This is a genomic window from Kitasatospora sp. NPDC048407 (genome assembly GCF_043200475.1).
Lineage (GTDB): Bacteria > Actinomycetota > Actinomycetes > Streptomycetales > Streptomycetaceae > Kitasatospora.
Map to the genome: position 1 here is coordinate 14,998 of NZ_JBICXW010000027.1, position 15,296 is coordinate 30,293.

13 protein-coding genes are annotated in these 15,296 nt (G+C 73.6%); 6 read left to right on the plus strand and 7 right to left on the minus strand.

Annotated elements, in window-relative coordinates; genetic code table 11:
• Nucleotides 1-8 precede the first annotated feature (8 nt).
• The 4 genes from sucC to ACGFWJ_RS32245 all read right to left on the minus strand — a co-directional run bounded on the left by sucC (nucleotide 9) and on the right by ACGFWJ_RS32245 (nucleotide 6,327).
• Nucleotides 9-1,181 (minus strand): ADP-forming succinate--CoA ligase subunit beta, encoded by a 1,173-nt coding sequence (gene sucC, locus ACGFWJ_RS32230; protein WP_380473359.1) that lies wholly within the window; start codon nucleotides 1,179-1,181, stop codon nucleotides 9-11.
• Between the two features lie 317 nt (nucleotides 1,182-1,498).
• Entirely contained in the window at nucleotides 1,499-2,632 is a 1,134-nt protein-coding gene (locus ACGFWJ_RS32235) for a VWA domain-containing protein (protein WP_392955771.1), read from the minus strand.
• 255 nt (nucleotides 2,633-2,887) lie between these two features.
• Nucleotides 2,888-5,233, minus strand: a complete 2,346-nt coding sequence (locus ACGFWJ_RS32240; protein WP_392955773.1) for a DUF5682 family protein — start codon at nucleotides 5,231-5,233, stop codon at nucleotides 2,888-2,890.
• Entirely contained in the window at nucleotides 5,230-6,327 is a 1,098-nt protein-coding gene (locus ACGFWJ_RS32245; RefSeq protein WP_387644634.1) for an AAA family ATPase, read from the minus strand. Before ACGFWJ_RS32245 ends, ACGFWJ_RS32240 begins: the two co-directional genes overlap by 4 nt.
• 212 nt (nucleotides 6,328-6,539) lie before the next feature.
• Here ACGFWJ_RS32245 and ACGFWJ_RS32250 point away from each other — a divergent pair, with 212 nt between their 5' ends.
• Nucleotides 6,540-7,049, plus strand: coding sequence for a hypothetical protein (locus ACGFWJ_RS32250; RefSeq protein WP_392955775.1), 510 nt, complete (start codon nucleotides 6,540-6,542; stop codon nucleotides 7,047-7,049).
• Nucleotide 7,050: 1 nt separating this feature from the next.
• Here the strand turns inward: ACGFWJ_RS32250 and ACGFWJ_RS32255 are convergent, their stop codons facing one another.
• Entirely contained in the window at nucleotides 7,051-7,455 is a 405-nt protein-coding gene (locus ACGFWJ_RS32255; protein WP_392955777.1) for a hypothetical protein, read from the minus strand.
• 86 nt (nucleotides 7,456-7,541) lie between these two features.
• Here ACGFWJ_RS32255 and ACGFWJ_RS32260 point away from each other — a divergent pair, with 86 nt between their 5' ends.
• From ACGFWJ_RS32260 to ACGFWJ_RS32275, 4 genes are all read left to right on the plus strand, one after another.
• Nucleotides 7,542-7,895 (plus strand): MerR family transcriptional regulator, encoded by a 354-nt coding sequence (locus tag ACGFWJ_RS32260; RefSeq protein ID WP_392955779.1) that lies wholly within the window; start codon nucleotides 7,542-7,544, stop codon nucleotides 7,893-7,895.
• 85 nt (nucleotides 7,896-7,980) lie between these two features.
• Nucleotides 7,981-9,294, plus strand: coding sequence for an SWIM zinc finger family protein (locus ACGFWJ_RS32265; RefSeq protein WP_392955781.1), 1,314 nt, complete (start codon nucleotides 7,981-7,983; stop codon nucleotides 9,292-9,294).
• 160 nt (nucleotides 9,295-9,454) lie between these two features.
• Nucleotides 9,455-9,592, plus strand: a complete 138-nt coding sequence (locus tag ACGFWJ_RS32270) for a hypothetical protein (protein ID WP_387866039.1) — start codon at nucleotides 9,455-9,457, stop codon at nucleotides 9,590-9,592.
• Nucleotides 9,589-11,151, plus strand: a complete 1,563-nt coding sequence (locus ACGFWJ_RS32275; protein WP_392955783.1) for a DUF5691 domain-containing protein — start codon at nucleotides 9,589-9,591, stop codon at nucleotides 11,149-11,151. The genes ACGFWJ_RS32270 and ACGFWJ_RS32275 overlap by 4 nt, the downstream gene beginning before the upstream one ends.
• A gap of 56 nt (nucleotides 11,152-11,207) precedes the next feature.
• On the opposite strand, the gene ACGFWJ_RS32280 is transcribed toward ACGFWJ_RS32275, so the two are convergent.
• The gene (locus ACGFWJ_RS32280; RefSeq protein WP_387644611.1) at nucleotides 11,208-11,615 is read right to left on the minus strand and encodes a cobalamin B12-binding domain-containing protein; all 408 of its coding nucleotides are present in this window, start codon (nucleotides 11,613-11,615) and stop codon (nucleotides 11,208-11,210) included.
• A 284-nt stretch (nucleotides 11,616-11,899) separates the two neighbouring features.
• Between ACGFWJ_RS32280 and ACGFWJ_RS32285 the strand changes: the two genes are divergently transcribed.
• Nucleotides 11,900-12,595, plus strand: coding sequence for a M23 family metallopeptidase (locus tag ACGFWJ_RS32285; protein ID WP_392955785.1), 696 nt, complete (start codon nucleotides 11,900-11,902; stop codon nucleotides 12,593-12,595).
• A gap of 20 nt (nucleotides 12,596-12,615) precedes the next feature.
• Here ACGFWJ_RS32285 and pcrA read toward each other — a convergent pair whose 3' ends face one another.
• A complete protein-coding gene (gene pcrA / locus ACGFWJ_RS32290) occupies nucleotides 12,616-15,261 on the minus strand; it encodes a DNA helicase PcrA (RefSeq protein ID WP_392955787.1) in 2,646 nt (881 codons plus the stop codon).
• Nucleotides 15,262-15,296 lie beyond the last annotated feature (35 nt).

Sequence of the window (15,296 nt, forward strand, 5' to 3'; positions counted from 1 at the left end):
CCCCTTCCTTACTTGTTGGCCAGCTCGGCGGCGCGGTCAGCGGCGCCGTCCATGGTGTCCACCTGCTGCACCAGCGGGTGGTTGGCGTCGGTCAGGATCTGACGACCCAGCTCCGCGTTGTTGCCGTCCAGGCGGACGACCAGCGGCTTGGTGACGGCCTCGCCCTTGCTCTCGAGGAGCGCGAGGGCCTGCACGATGCCGTTGGCGACCGCGTCGCACGCGGTGATGCCACCGAAGACGTTGACGAAGACCGACTTGACGTCGGTGTCGCCCAGGATGATCTCCAGGCCGTTCGCCATCACCTCGGCGGACGCGCCGCCGCCGATGTCGAGGAAGTTGGCCGGCTTCACGCCGCCGTGGTTCTCACCGGCGTACGCGACGACGTCCAGGGTGCTCATGACGAGGCCCGCGCCGTTGCCGATGATGCCGACCTGGCCGTCGAGCTTGACGTAGTTCAGGCCCTTCGCCTTGGCCGCTGCCTCCAGCGGGTTCGCGGCGGCCTTGTCCTCGAGTGCCTCGTGCTCCGGCTGGCGGAACTCGGCGTTCTCGTCGAGGGAGACCTTGCCGTCCAGGGCGATGATCTTGCCGTCGCCGGACTTGATCAGCGGGTTGACCTCGACCAGGAGGGCGTCCTCCTTGACGAAGACGACCCAGAGCTTCTGCAGGACGTCGGCGACCTGGTCGGCGATCTCGGCCGGGAACTTCGCGGCAGCGACGATCTCGGCGGCCTTCTCCGCGGTCACGCCCTCGTTGGCGTCCACCGGGATCTTGGCGAGCGCGTCGGGGTTCTCCTCGGCGACGACCTCGATCTCCACGCCGCCCTCGACGCTGGCCATGGCCAGGAAGGTGCGGTTGGTGCGGTCGAGCAGGAAGGAGACGTAGTACTCCTCCTTGATGTCCGCGGTCTGCGCCAGCATCACCTTGTGGACGGTGTGGCCCTTGATGTCCATACCGAGGATCGCCTCGGCCTTGGCCACGGCGTCCTGCGGGTCGGACGCGAGCTTCACGCCACCGGCCTTGCCTCGGCCACCCACCTTCACCTGAGCCTTGACGACGGCTCGGCCGCCGAAGCGCTCCGCGATGGCGGCAGCGTCTGCGGCGGTCTCGATGACATCGCCGTCAAGCACGGGTACGCCGTGCTTGGCGAAGAGGTCCCTCGCCTGGTACTCGAACAGGTCCACGTGTTTGTCCTTGTTCGTGGTCGCGGAATGTGTCTCTACGAGCGTGCCACGGCAGGATCTTCGCTGCGGGTCGTCGGCGCTGAGCGGGTACGCAGATGTACGGCCTTGCGGCCCACCCAGTTGCCGGGCGCATCGTGGATCTACACGCGCGTCACGTCCGCATGGCAGGTTATCCCCGGACGGCGGGCATGTTTCGCCCGGGACCTGCTCGACCTTCGTGAGAACCGTCACAGCCGGCCCGGCCCGGCGTGTCCCGGGCCACCCGCGCACGACGGTCTGCCGCACCACAGGATCACCCGCACGGGTGGCGTCGGCCGCTACTGCCGGTCCGGCACCGGCAGCGGACGCTTCTCGATCGCGGCCGCCATGATGTCCGGAAACGCGTCCGGAGTGCAGGCGAACGCCGGGGCCCCCAGCGCCGCCAGCGCCTGCGCGTGCGCGTGGTCGTAGGCCGGCGCCCCCTCGTCGGACAGCGCCAGCAGCGCGATGAACTGCACCCCCGACGCCTTCATCGACGCCACCCGCTTCAGCATCTCGTCCCGGATGCCGCCCTCGTACAGGTCGCTGATCAGCACCACGATGGTCTCGGACGGGCGGGTGATCTTCGACTGGCAGTACGCCAGCGCCCGGTTGATGTCGGTGCCGCCGCCCAACTGCGTCGCGAACAGCACGTCCACCGGGTCGCTCAGCTGCTCCGTCAGGTCCACCACCGAGGTGTCGAACACCACCAGCCGGGTGTCCAGGCTGTGCATCGACGCCAGCACCGCGCCGAACACCGCCGAGTGCACCACCGACGGCGCCATCGACCCGGACTGGTCGATGCACAGGATCACGTCCTTCTTCACCGCCCGCTGCGCCCGCGCGTAACCGACCAGCCGCTCCGGCACCACCGTGCGGTACTCCGGCAGGTACTTCGACAGATTCGCCCGGATGGTCCGGTCCCAGTCGATGTCCCGGTGCTTGGGACGGTTCACCTTCGCGCTGCGGTCCAGCGCCCCGCCCAGCGTGGAACGGGTCTTGTCGGCCAGCCTGCGCTCCAGCTCCGCGACCACCTTCCCGACCACCATCCGCGCGGTCTCCCGGGTGGTCTCCGGCAGCGCGTGCTTCAGCGACAGCAGCGTCCCCACCAGGTGCACGTCCGGCTCCACCGCGGCCAGCATCTCCGGCTCCAGCAGCAGCCGGTCCAGCCCCAGCCGGGAGATCGCGTCCTGCTGCATCAGCTGCACCACGCTGGTCGGGAAGTACTCCCGGATGTCCCCCAGCCACCGCGCCACCTGCGGCGCGGACCCCCCGAGCCCCGCCGACCGCTTCCCGTCCTCCCGGTACAGCGCCCCCAGCGCCCCATCCATCGCCGCGTCCCGCCGCGAAAGCCGCACCCCGGTCCCGTCCCCGTCGGCCCCCAGCACGAGCCGCCACCGACGCATCCGCTCATCGTCCTGACGGACAGTCATCTGAATCGCTCCTCAGCTCGGCTGATGGACGCCCCGCCCGACCCCGCGCCCCGTCAGGGGCGCGGGGAACTGCGCGAAGCGGAAGGAAACAAGGGGAAGATCGGGACAGCCCCGCAAGTACGCCCTGCGGGCCGCCCCGGCCGGCGGGGAGCTGCGCGAGACACCGGAACAACTCGGGGCAGCGCAGCGAGTTGCGCCCTGCGGGCCGCCCACGCGGTGGGAACAACACCGATCCTGCCGCCCGCCTACGACATGTCAGCCGGCGCGGCGGTCCGCCTGGCGCGGGATGACCGGCTGCTGCACGCCGAGGAGCAGCGCCAGCACGGACGTCGTCGCGTCCGCCCGCTCCGCGTCCAGTTCGACGTCCGGGCCGCTGTCCACCACGGAAGTGTTCAGTGGTCCGGCGGCGACCCGGGAGCCGATGGTGTGGCGGACGCCCGTCTCCAGGGAGGAGAAGGTGCGGCGCAGTACCGGCAGCAGGTCGGTGAAGGTGTCGGCGGGGACGCCGCACAGCCAGGTGTCGAGCAGGCCGAGCAGCGCCGGGTCGTGGAGGAGCAGCGCGCCGCCGCCGGAGACCAGGCCTTCGACCCAGCCGGCGGCGTCCAGTGGGCCGGAGGCGACGGAGAGGACCAGGCCGAGGCGTCGGCCGGCTTCCTCGGTGTCGATCCGGCCGTCGTCCAGCAGGAGTCGGACGGCGCGGCCTCGGAGCAGGCCGGGGACGCCGGTGGCGGGGCCGCCGTGCGGTTCGCGGGCGGCGATCGCGGTGAGGGTGCCGGCCCACTGTTCGCCGACCTCGGTGGAGGAGAGCAGCGCGATCGCCTGGTGGACGGCGTCGAGTTCGGTGCGACGAGCACTCGCGCCGTCGGCGTCGAGTCCGGTGCAGGCGGCGGGCAGGGCGACGCAGAGGCGCTCGGCGAGGCCGAGGGCGACGGCGGTGAGGGCGCTGGTGTCGGTGGCCCGGACGTCGCCGTAGCGCAGGGTGCGGACCAGGGCGGGCAGCGCGGTGGCGAGGTGTCCGGCGTCGGTGTCGAGCGCGGCACGGTCGGCGAGCCGTCGCATCACCTCGGGCAGTGCGTCGGGCAGCGCGGCGAGCAGGCAGTGTTCGGCGAGTTCGGTGAGCGCGGTGAGTTCGGCGGTGGCGGCCTCGGCGACGGCCTTGCCGGTGGCGGCGCCCTGCACGGTGGTGCCCCACTGGCCGGCTTCGACCAGGCGGACGGAGAACTCGGGTTCCCAGGCGAGCTGCCAGGTCTCCCGGAAGGTGCCGGTGGACTGCACGCTGTCGCGGACCGGCCGGCCCCAGTGCAGGCCGAGCAGTCGCAGCCGGTGCAGCAGTCGGGAGCGTTCGGCGTCGAGGTCCTTGCGCAGGTCGAGGACGAGTTCGCGGGTCGTCGCTTCGGGCTTGAGCCGCAGGGTGCGCTGAAGGCGGGTCAGGTCGCGCTGCAGTGGCACCGCGGGCGCGCCGTCGGGGACTTCGCCGAGTGCGTCGCCGACCACCAGCTTGTCGTGGACCAGCGCGAGGGCGAGGTCGGAGCCGTCGCACATGACGGCGCGCACCGCGTCCAGGGTCTCGGTGAGGCCGGGCAGCGGGCGGCCGCGCATCGCGGCGAGGGTGTCGGCGAGCCGGATCGCCTCGATGACGTGCGCGGAGGAGACCGGGTGGTCCTCGGCGCGCAGCAGTTCGGCGACCTTGGTCATCCAGCGGGCGAGCGGCTGTTCGGGCGTGGTGTACAGGTGCTGGTACCAGCCGGGCGAGTCGATGCCGGCGCCGTAGCCGGTGTGCTGGGACAGCCGGCGGTGGGTCCACGGCACCCAGGTGACTTCGGTCTTCAGCTTCTTGGGGAGTTCGGCGAGCAGCGCCCGGTCGTGCGCGACGGTCGGCATGACGGCCAGCGCGGGGACGTGCCAGGCGCCGCAGACCACCGCGATGGTGCGGTGCCCGGCCCGGCGGGCGGCCCGGATCTGCTGCCGCATGGCGGCCTCGCGGATCTCGTCGCGCCGCTCGACGGGGTGGTGCTCACGCAGCGCGGTCATCGCCTCGGCGACGGCCGCGAACGGTTCGAGCGCATTGTCGCCCGGGGTGCGGTGCTCGATCACGTCCTCCCACCAGGCCTCCGGGTCGGGGTGCCCGGCGGCGGCGGCGAGTTCGGCGATCGGGTCGACGGGGACAGCGGCGGGGGCGGGCCCGGAAGTGCCCCCCGGCACTCCCGACCCCTCCTCCACTCCTTCTGACGCGCCGTCGGCCTCGTTTGTCGCATCCGGGTTCGATCCGCGCGGGCCGAGCGCGAGGCTCTGCCCGGCGGGCAGGTCGATGAAGCGGACCGGCACCCCGGCGTCCGCGGCGTACCGCAGCGCCACCCATTCGGGGGAGAACTCGGCGACCGGCCAGAACGCGGCCCGCGCCGGGTCGTCGCTGACGTGGGCGAGCAGGGCGACCGGCGGCACCATGTCCTTCTCGGCGGCCAGCCCGGTCAGTTCGTCGGCCTCCGGCGGGCCCTCGATCAGCACCGCGTCGGGCTGCAGGGCGGCCAGCGCGGCGGCGACCGCGCGGGCCGAGCCGGGGCCGTGGTGGCGCACCCCGAGCAGCGTCACCTGGGCACTCACGCGGAGACCTCCCGAGCGGCCCGGTAGAAGTCCTTCCAGCCGTCGCGGTCGCGGACCACGCCTTCCACGTACTCGCGCCACACCTGGCGGTCGGCGACCGGGTCGCGGACCACGGCGCCGACGATGCCGTCCGTGACGTCGCCGGCCCGCAGCACGCCGTCGCCGAAGTGGGTGGCCAGCGCGAGCCCGTTGGTGACCACCGAGATCGCCTCGGCGGTGGACAGCGTGCCGCTGGGGGTCTTCACCTTGGTGCGGCCGTCGGCGGTCAGGCCGGCCCGCAGCTCGCGGAAGACGGTGACCACCCGGCGGATCTCCTCGGCGCCGCCCGGCAGTTCGGGCAGGTCGAGGGAGCGGCCGAGCTGGCCGACCCGGCGGGTGACGATCTCCACCTCCTCCTCGAGGGTGGCGGGCAGCGGCAGCACCACGGTGTTGAAGCGGCGGCGCAGCGCGGAGGAGAGCTCGTTGACGCCGCGGTCGCGGTCGTTGGCGGTGGCGATCACGTTGAAGCCGCGCACCGCCTGGACCTCGGTGCCGAGTTCGGGCACCGGCAGGGTCTTCTCGGACAGGATGGTGATCAGACTGTCCTGCACGTCGGCGGGGATGCGGGTGAGCTCCTCGACCCGGGCGATCTGCCCGTCCCGCATGGCGCGCATCAGCGGGGACGGCACCAGGGCGTCCTCGCTGGGCCCGTGGGCGAGCAGCTGCGCGTAGTTCCAGCCGTAGCGGACGGCCTCCTCGGGGGTGCCGGCGGTGCCCTGGACGAGCAGCGTGGAGTCGCCGGAGATCGCGGCGGCCAGGTGCTCGGACACCCAGGTCTTGGCGGTGCCGGGCACGCCGAGCAGCAGCAGCGCCCGGTCGGTGGCCAGCGTGGTGACGGCGACCTCGATCACCCGGCGCGGGCCGATGTACTTGGGCGTGATCACGGTGCCGTCGGCGAGCTCGCCGCCCAGCAGATAGGTGGCGACCGCCCACGGCGACAGCCGCCAGCGCTCCGGCCGGGCCCGGTCGTCGTGCCGGGCGAGGGCGGCCAGCTCCTCGGCGAACGCGTCCTCGGCGTGCTGCCGCAGGACCTCGCTGGTCGTCTCGGTGGTCATCGACTGCTCCGATCTCACGGGACGTCAGAACACTGCGCAGAAAGGGCGCGAAGAAGGAATGGCACGGCGCTGACCTGGGAGAACGAACTCCCGTTCGCCCCGTGCAACCACTACTTTGCCGTCTGCCACTGACAACCGGACCGGCTCCTGACGGCACGTCGGCCACGCCGTGGAAGAATCCGCGAATGCCGCACGACGCGAGGGACCGGACCATGGAACAGCTCTTCGCGACACTGACGCGGGCCCGGCGGGAGAACTTCGACCTCGCGGCGGTCGGCCTCCCCGCGGGCGCTCCTGCCGAGGAGCTGTCCGACGAACTGCCGGCGGACCTGCGCCGGCTGCTGGCACTGAGCGACGGGCCCTGCTTCGGCGTGCGGGCGTCCCTGCACTCCGCCGGGCGGATCGGGTTCTTCCAGGGCCTGGAGGTGCTGGCTCTGGCCGCCGGGATCCCGGACGCCGGGCACTACCTGAACATCGGCTTCGTCAACGAGGCCCCGCTGCTGCTCGACACGGCGGACGGCGGCGTCTGGGCGGTCCGCGACGACGGCGGCCTCTGGTACCAGGGGTGCCGCCTGGAACGGATCGCCGACAGCCTCGAGGTGTTCGTGTCCGAGTGGGCGGCCGGGCCCCGCTTCCCCGAGCTGGTCGAGGCCGCCGTGGACGACCTCGAATGGGACGACTGGTGGCGGCTGCTGCAAGCCGCGGGCCGCGCCACCGCCTGACTCAACTCCGCACTGCGGCAGCACGGTTGGCGACGAACGGCCAGAGCTGGGCCGCGCCGAACGCCACCTCGACGGCGAGGAAGCCCCAGAGCAGTCCGGTCGCGCCGTGCGCCAGCGCCCAGGCCTGCCAGCAGGCGAACAGCACCCTGGCCGCACCGTCGTACAGCCCGTGCACCGGCAGCGGGCGCAGCAGCCGCAGCAGCGCCCACACCACCACCAGCGAGCCCATCAGGTTGGCGAACAGCGTCAGTACGGGCTCCGGCGGCGGCAGTTCGCCGAGCCCGAGGGCCCGCCCGGCGGTGGACAGCGCCCGGTGCGCGAGGGCGAAGGTCCAGGGGGTGGCGAACGGGGCGGTGACCAGCAGGTCGTACCAGGCGCTGGCACGGACCGTACGGAGGGGCGTCATCGGGCGGTCTCCTTCTTCGGCGCGGACCGCCCCAGGCTCGACCCTGGAGTACTGTCCAAGGTCAAGTCGCCGACGGGGGCAGGGACATGAGGATCGGGGAACTCGCCGAGCAGGCCGGGCTGAGCCGGGACGCGGTGCGCTTCTACGAGCGCACGGGCCTGCTGACGGCCCGCCGGCTGCCGAACGGCTACCGCGACTTCCCGCCGGAGGCGGTGCCCTGGCTGCGGTACGTCCGCACCGCGCAGGCGCTCGGCTTCACGCTCGCCGAGATCGCCCGCACCGGCGCCGAGCTGGACGGCGCGCCGGACGCCGCCGAGCGGCTCTCCGAGCTGCTGCGGCAGAAGATCGCACTGATCGACGCCCGCACCGCCGAACTCGCCGCGCTCCGCGCCGACCTGGTCGAACGCGTCGACTCGGGCTGCCCGCTGGCGCCGGCCTGACGAGTCCCCGTCCGGAGAAGGTCGGACCGCCGGGCGCGCCCTGACCGACCCTCAACTGTCAGTGGCACCGCCTAGCGTCGTGGGCATGGAGGAACGCTGGAGCACCGAACACGTCCTTTCCCTGGCCCCCGACCCGGCGTCCCTGAAAGCCGCGGGCAAGCTCTCCGGGCCCGCCCCGTGGAGCGGTACCGGCACCGGGCAGGGCGCGCTGTGGGGCCTGTGCAAGGGCAGCGGCAGCACGCCGTACCGGACGGCGGTGGAGCTCGGCACCCCCGCCTACAAGTGCAGCTGTCCGAGCCGGAAGTTCCCGTGCAAGCACGCCCTGGGCCTGCTGCTGCTGTGGGCGGCCGGGCCGGAGGCCGTCACGGCGGCCGCCGAGCCGCCGGACTGGGTGTCGGAGTGGCTGAACGGCCGCAGCGAGGCCGCCGCCGAGAAGGCGGCCAAGCAGCAGGCGAAGGCCGCCGACGCCGACCCGGAGGCCGCCCGCAAGCGGGCCGCCAAGCGCTCCGCGCGGGTCGCCGCGGGCGCGCTCGACCTGCGGCTGCGGCTGGCCGACGGGGTCCGCCGGGGCCTCGCCGACCCGCCGCCGGCCGGCGCGTGGGACGAGGTCGCCGCCCGGATGGTCGACGCGCAGGCCCCGGGCCTGGCCGGCCGGGTCCGGGCGCTGGCCGACACCCCGCAGGACGCCCTGCTGGAGGAGTACGCGATGCTGCACCTGCTGGCCGGCGCGTACGGCCGGATCGACACCCTGCCGGAGGCGCTCGCCGCCACCGTCCGCACCCGAATCGGCTTCACCACCGACACCGCCGAACTGCTCGCCGGGCCGACCGTCCGCGACCGCTGGCAGGTGCTGGGCAGCCGCGACACCGCCGACGAGCGGCTCACCACCCGCCGGGTGTGGCTGCGCGGCGCGAAGACCGGCCGCGACGCCCTGCTGCTGGCCTTCGGCCGCCCCGGCCAGGCGCCGGACCTGGCACTGCCCACCGGCCGCCTGCTGGAGGCCGACCTGGCCTTCCACCCGGGCGCCCGCCCGCTGCGTGCCGTCCTCGGCACCCGCTACGGCAGCCCCGAGCCGGCCCCGGCCGCCGTGCCCGCCGGGCTGTCCCCGGCGGAGGCGCTGGCCGCGTACGGCACCGCCGTCGCCGAGGATCCGTGGCTGGACAGCTGGCCCGCCGTCCTCACCGACGTCGTGCCCGTCCTCACCGCGGAAGGCTGGCAGCTCACCGACGGCCGGCACACCCTGCCGGTGCGCCGCGGCGCGCTCGCCGACGCCGCGCTGTGGCGCCTCGCCGCGGTCTCCGCCGGCCACCCCGTCACCCTGTTCGGCGAGTGCGGTCACGCCGGCTTCACACCGGTCACCGCCTGGGACGCCGAGCGCCGCCCCGTCGGCCTCGGCTGACACTCCCATCACCGCCGCCGAACCACCCTGACGCCACGTCACGGCTTCGGCGTGCCCGGCCGCGCCCCGATGCCGGCCGAACGCAAAGCCACCACACCCGACCGACCGGCCCATCGGCGCTCCCCGGCGTTCCCGACGGCCCGTCAACCGGAGGAACCACATGTCCTGCACCCGCACCCGCCAGCGCGCCGCCGTCCGACGCATCTGCCTGCACCACGCCGCCCGCCGCGCCGCCACCGCCAGCGGCTGGGGCCGCCGTCACCGCACCACCGCCCGTCCGGCCGGAGGCCGCGCATGACCGCCCCCGCCGTCGCCGCCGACCAGTGGGCCGAGCTACAGGGCGCGGCCCTGCTCGGCACCGACCGCCGCCCGCTGCCCGAGCCCGGCACGCCGCTCGCCGGGTCCGTGGACCGCGCCGAGCCGGCCACCGCGCTGCTCGACCTGGCCGCCCTCGCGGCGGTCCGCCGCCGGGCCGGCGCGCTGCCCGGGCCCGCCGTCGACACCCCCGCGCCCGCCCCGGAGGACACCCGCCCGGCGCTGCCCGAACCCGCCGCCCGCCGGCTCGCCGTGCTGCTCGGCACCCGCGGCGGCCACGGCTCCACCGCCAACCTGGCCGAGCTGCTCCCGCAGTGGCTCGCCGCGGCCCGCGCGCACGGCTACCGACTGCCGCCCGCGCTCGTCCCGGCGCTGCTGGACTCCGCCCGGGCCCGCTCCGAACTGCGTGCCGACGCCGTCACGCTGGCCGGCCCGCTCGGCCGCTGGCTGGCCCCGCAGAACCCCGACTGGCGGTACGTCACCCGCACCGCCGCCGACCACGACACCACCGGAGAGCCCGGCGAACGCCTCTGGCAGGAGGGCCTGTTCGCCGAACGCGTCACCCACCTGACCCGGCTGCGCCGGACCGACCCGGCGGCCGGCCTGGCCCTGCTCGTCTCCACCTGGTCCACCGAGCGGGCCGAGGACCGGGTGCTGTTCCTCGACGCGCTGCAGGACGGGCTGTCCGCCTCCGACGAGGAGTTCCTGGAGGCCGCGCTCGGCGACCGCTCCAAGAACGTCCGCGCCACCGCCGCCGAGCTGCTCTCCACGCTGCCCGGTTCGGCGCTCGCCGCCCGGATGGCCGCCCGCGCCCGGGAGGCCGTCCGGTACGAGGACGGGTGGCTGTACATCACGCCGCCCGCCGCCTGCGACCCGGCCATGCAGCGCGACGGCATACCCGTCAAGTCGCCCACCGGGCGCGGCGAACGGGCCTGGTGGTTCGGCGAGGTCGCGGCCGCCGCCCCGCTCGCGCTGTGGACCGCCGACACCGGCCTGACCCCCGAACAGCTGCTCGCCGTACCCACCCGGGACACGGACAGCGATGGCGGCGCCGAGTGGGCGGAGGACCTGCGCGAGGCCTGGGCCCGCGCCGCCGTCCGCCAGCAGGACGCCGGCTGGGCCCGGGCGCTGCTCGGCGCCCCGCCCCGCCCCGGCCGCGAGGGCCGCACCCCGGGCGCGCCCGCGAAGCTGCTGGCCGTCCTGTCGCCCGCCGAACGCGCCTCCTGGACGGCCGCGTTCGTGCAGACCCACGGCCTCGGCGACGCCTTCCAGCTGCTCGGTGCCTGCGCCACCCCGTGGACGCCGCCGCTGTCCACCGCCGTGGTCGCCGCCCTCAAGCGGGCCGCGGAACTCGGCTCGTACCCGTGGAGCCACAGCGGCGTCCTCGGCATGACCGAGCGTGCGCTCGCCCCGGAGACCGCCCCGGCGGTCGAGGCGCTGGCCGCCGACACCTCGCCCGACACCGCCTGGTCCGACACCTTCACCCGGCTCGCCGGCACCCTGCGCTTCCGCCAGGCGATGCTCGCCGAGCTGACCGACTGACCCGGTAGAACACAGCGGCCCCGGGCGAGTTGTCGCCCGGGGCCGCTGCGGCGGGTTCAGCTGGCGGTGCGCAGGTTCGCCTCGACCCAGCTCACCACGTCCTGGGTGGGGGTGCCGGGGGTGAAGATGTCGGCGACGCCGAGGGTCTTCAGCTCGGCGATGTCGGCGTCCGGGATGATCCCGCCGCAGAACACCTTGATGTCGGCCGCGTCGCGCTCCTTCAGCAGCTCTATCACCTTGGCGCAGAGCGTCATGTGCGCGCCGGACAGGATGGACAGGCCGATGCCGTCCGCGTCCTCCTGGATCGCCGTGTCGACGATCTGCTCGGGGGTCTGGTGGAGGCCGGTGTAGATGACCTCCATGCCGGCGTCGCGCAGCGCCCGCGCGATCACCTTGGCGCCCCGGTCGTGCCCGTCGAGACCGGGCTTGGCGACCACCACTCGGATCGGCCCTGACACAACCATCACTGCCTCCTGGACCACGTCGTCCACCACCCGGCCGACCTCGTCGCGGGGGCGTGTTAACCACTTTTAACAGATCTGAGGGGAGGGTAGCGGCCCGGCGGGGCTGCCGTCCTTTCCCGCCCCTCCAGAGGAGGGGAAAATCACAGCCCACACGCTCTGCGAGCCCCGGCCGCCGATGCGCCACGCCCGCTGAAATGCACGCTTTGTCCGCTCTGTCGCCGCACCGCTACAGTCTCGACCGGTTCTTGCCGTACGTCCCCGAGCCACCGCGAGGTGTGACAGCCGTGGTCCCCAGCAGCCGTGCCGCCGCCCGTGCCCACCGCCGGGCGCGGGCCCGCAGCGCCACCAGGACGGCGGTGCTGGCGGTGGCGCTGCCCTCGGTGGCGGCGCTGGGTGTGTTCGCGGCCGCCGTCGTCTCGGCGCACCCGCCGCAGCAGCGCCTGGCGGGCGCCGTCCCGCGGCCCGGCGATCCGACCAGGCAGGGCGCCCCGCGTCCCGGGCCGGAGCACACCGACCGCGCCGACCGCGCGGAACGCCAGCCCTCGAACGAGGTCGCCGGGTTGGCGTCACGTCAGGCGGAGGAGCGGCGTTTCTCGCTGCCGGTGGCGCTGCGCGGCCTGAGCGCGGTGTTCGGCCAGCCCGGCGCGCACTGGGCGGCGCGGCACACCGGCATCGACTTCCCCGTCCCGTCCGGCACCCCGGTGCTGGCGGTCACCGACGGCACCGTCAGCACCCGCTGGCACCCGGCGTACGGCCGGATGGCGACGGTCACCGCCCCCGACGGCACCCGCACCGTGTACGGGCACCTGCGCTCCTACCGGATCCTGCACGGCCCGGTCCGGGCCGGTGACGTGATCGGCTGGTCGGGCAACACCGGCAACAGCACCGGGCCGCACCTGCACTTCGAGGTGCGGCCCGACGGCGACGTCCCCGTCGACCCGGTGCCGTGGCTGCTCGCCCACGGGCTCGACCCGCGCTGACCGCCTTTCAGCGCTTCCCGTCAGAGCTTCTCGACCGGGGCGTAGCGCAGCAGCAGTTCCTTGCGCCCGGCGGTGCCGAAGTCGACGGTGGCTCGGGCCTTGTCGCCGACGCCCTGGGTGGCGACCACGGTGCCCAGACCGAAGCTGTCGTGGCTGACCCGGTCGCCGACGGTGAGCGCCACCACCTCCCGGTCCACCATGGTGCGCGCCGACTTGCCCCAGCCGGCCTTCGGCGAGGCACTCGCCGAGAAGCTGCTGCTACGTCCGCCGGAAGAACCGGAAGAGCTGGACGAGCTGGACGAGGAGAAGCGGGAGGCGGGCACGGCCGCCGCGCCGGTGCGCTTCCACTGGATCAGGTTCTCCGGGATCTCCTCCAGGAACCGGGACGCCGGGTTGTACGACGGCTGCCCCCAGGCGCTGCGCAGCACCGACCTGGTCAGGTAGAGCCGCTGCCGGGCCCGGGTGAGGCCGACGTACGCGAGCCGCCGCTCCTCCTCCAGTTCCTTGACCTGGTTCAGCGCCCGCATGTGCGGGAAGATCCCGTCCTCCATGCCGGTGAGGAACACCACCGGGAACTCCAGGCCCTTGGCGGTGTGCAGGGTCATCATCGTGATCACCCCGGCACCGTCCTCGTCGTCGGGGATCTGGTCGGAGTCGGCGACCAGCGCCACCCGCTCCAGGAAGTCGGCGAGCGAGCCGACCGGCGGGCCCTCGTCGCCCTCGGGCCGCTCCCCCGGGTCCTTCTCGTACTCGAGGGCCACGGAGGCGAGTTCCTGGAGGTTCTCCACCCGGGTCTCGTCCTGCGGGTCGGTGGACGCCTGGAGTTCGGCCAGGTACCCGGTCTCCTCCAGGACGGCCTCCAGCACCGCGGCCGGCCCGGCCCCGGACTCGACGACCTGGCGCAGCCCGGCCAGCAGGTCGTTGAACTTCTTCACCGCGTTGGCGGAGCGTGCCGCTATTCCGTACGCCTCGTCGACCCGCCCCAGCGCCTGAGCGAAGGAGATCCGTTCGCGGGCGGCGAGCGCGTCGATCATCGCCTCGGCGCGTTCGCCGATGCCGCGCTTGGGCACGTTGAGGATCCGGCGCAGCGGCACGGTGTCCTCCGGGTTGGACAGCACCCGCAGGTACGCGAGGACGTCCTTGACCTCCTTGCGCTCGTAGAAGCGCACCCCGCCGACCACCTTGTACGGCAGGCCGACCCGGATGAACACCTCCTCGAACACCCGGGACTGTGCGTTGGTGCGGTAGAAGATCGCCACGTCACCGGGGCGGGCGTGGCCGGCGTCGGTGAGCCGGTCGATCTCGTCGGCGATGAACTGGGCCTCGCCGTGCTCGTCGTCGGCGACGTAGCCGACCACCTGCTCGCCCTGGTCGCCGGCCGTCCACAGGTTCTTCTTGCGGCGGTTGGTGTTGCGTTCGATCACCGAGTTGGCGGCGGTCAGGATGGTCTGCGTGGAGCGGTAGTTCTGCTCCAGCAGGATCGTCGTCGCGTTCGGGTAGTCCTCCTCGAACGCCAGGATGTTGCGGATCGTGGCGCCGCGGAAGGCGTAGATCGACTGGTCGGCGTCACCGACCACGCACAGCTCGGCGGGCGCGATCTGCGCCAGCCGGGCCTCCGCCGGGTCGACGAAGTCGCCGTCCGCGGTCATCCGCGGGGCGTGCGCGGCCGAGCCGCCGGACAACTCCCGCACCAGCGTGTACTGGGCGTGGTTGGTGTCCTGGTACTCGTCGACCAGGATGTGCCTGAACCTGCGCCGGTAGTGCTCGGAGACGTCCGGGAACGCCTGCAGCAGGTTGACGGTGGTCATGATGATGTCGTCGAAGTCCAGCGCGTTGGCCTCGCGCAGACGCCGCTGGTAGAGGAAGTACGCCTCGGCGAGCTTCTTCTCCATCGGGTTCGCCGCCTGGTCGGCGTACGTCTCCTCGTCGATCAGCTCGTTCTTGAGGTTGCTCACCTTCGCGGTGAACGACTTCGGCGGGAACTGCTTCGGGTCGAGGTCCAGGTCACGGCAGACCAGCGACATCAGGCGCTGCGAGTCCGCCGAGTCGTAGATCGAGAAGCTGGAGCTCATGTTCAGCAGCTTCGCCTCGCGGCGCAGGATGCGGACGCACGCGCTGTGGAACGTCGACACCCACATCGCCTTGGCGCGCGGGCCGACCAGTGCCTCGACCCGCTCGCGCATCTCGCCGGCGGCCTTGTTGGTGAAGGTGATCGCCAGGATCTCGCCGGGCTGGACGCCGCGGGCGGCCAGCAGGTGGGCGATCCGGTGGGTCAGCACCCGGGTCTTGCCGGAGCCGGCGCCGGCCACGATCAGCAGCGGCGAGCCGTGGTGCAGCACCGCCTCGCGCTGCGGGTCGTTCATGCCTTCCAGCAGCTGCGCCGGGTCGACCACGGTGCGCTCCGCGCCGTTGCGGTGCCAGGCGTCGCGCGCGCTCTCGGCGGCGTGGTCGGTTTCGAACAGCCCGTCGGGGATGCTCTCCTCCGCGCCGTACCCGGGGTCGTACGGCGGCTCGTACGGCTCGTCGTACGGCTCGTCCGCGGGCGGCGCCTCCTCGTCCGACCACAGCGTCAGGGGCGGCTGCTGCGCCGCTTCGGGGCGGCGGCTCGACCCGACGGCAGGACGCTCGAAGCCGGGGAGCGGGAGGTCATCGAAGAGGCTAGTCATGGCCCTTCGAGTCTATGGCTACCCGCCGACATCCC

Excerpts from the sequence above, each read along its gene's own strand:
- ACGFWJ_RS32245 (WP_387644634.1), bottom strand. The coding sequence starts at position 6,327 with ATGACCACCGAGACGACCAGCGAGGTCCTGCGGCAGCACGCCGAGGAC.
- ACGFWJ_RS32250 (WP_392955775.1), top strand. The coding sequence starts at position 6,540 with ATGGAACAGCTCTTCGCGACACTGACGCGGGCCCGGCGGGAGAACTTC.
- ACGFWJ_RS32235 (WP_392955771.1), bottom strand. The coding sequence starts at position 2,632 with ATGACTGTCCGTCAGGACGATGAGCGGATGCGTCGGTGGCGGCTCGTG.
- ACGFWJ_RS32270 (WP_387866039.1), top strand. The coding sequence starts at position 9,455 with ATGTCCTGCACCCGCACCCGCCAGCGCGCCGCCGTCCGACGCATCTGC.
- ACGFWJ_RS32260 (WP_392955779.1), top strand. The coding sequence starts at position 7,542 with ATGAGGATCGGGGAACTCGCCGAGCAGGCCGGGCTGAGCCGGGACGCG.
- ACGFWJ_RS32265 (WP_392955781.1), top strand. The coding sequence starts at position 7,981 with ATGGAGGAACGCTGGAGCACCGAACACGTCCTTTCCCTGGCCCCCGAC.
- ACGFWJ_RS32280 (WP_387644611.1), bottom strand. The coding sequence starts at position 11,615 with ATGGTTGTGTCAGGGCCGATCCGAGTGGTGGTCGCCAAGCCCGGTCTC.
- ACGFWJ_RS32275 (WP_392955783.1), top strand. The coding sequence starts at position 9,589 with ATGACCGCCCCCGCCGTCGCCGCCGACCAGTGGGCCGAGCTACAGGGC.
- pcrA (WP_392955787.1), bottom strand. The coding sequence starts at position 15,261 with ATGACTAGCCTCTTCGATGACCTCCCGCTCCCCGGCTTCGAGCGTCCT.
- ACGFWJ_RS32255 (WP_392955777.1), bottom strand. The coding sequence starts at position 7,455 with ATGACGCCCCTCCGTACGGTCCGTGCCAGCGCCTGGTACGACCTGCTG.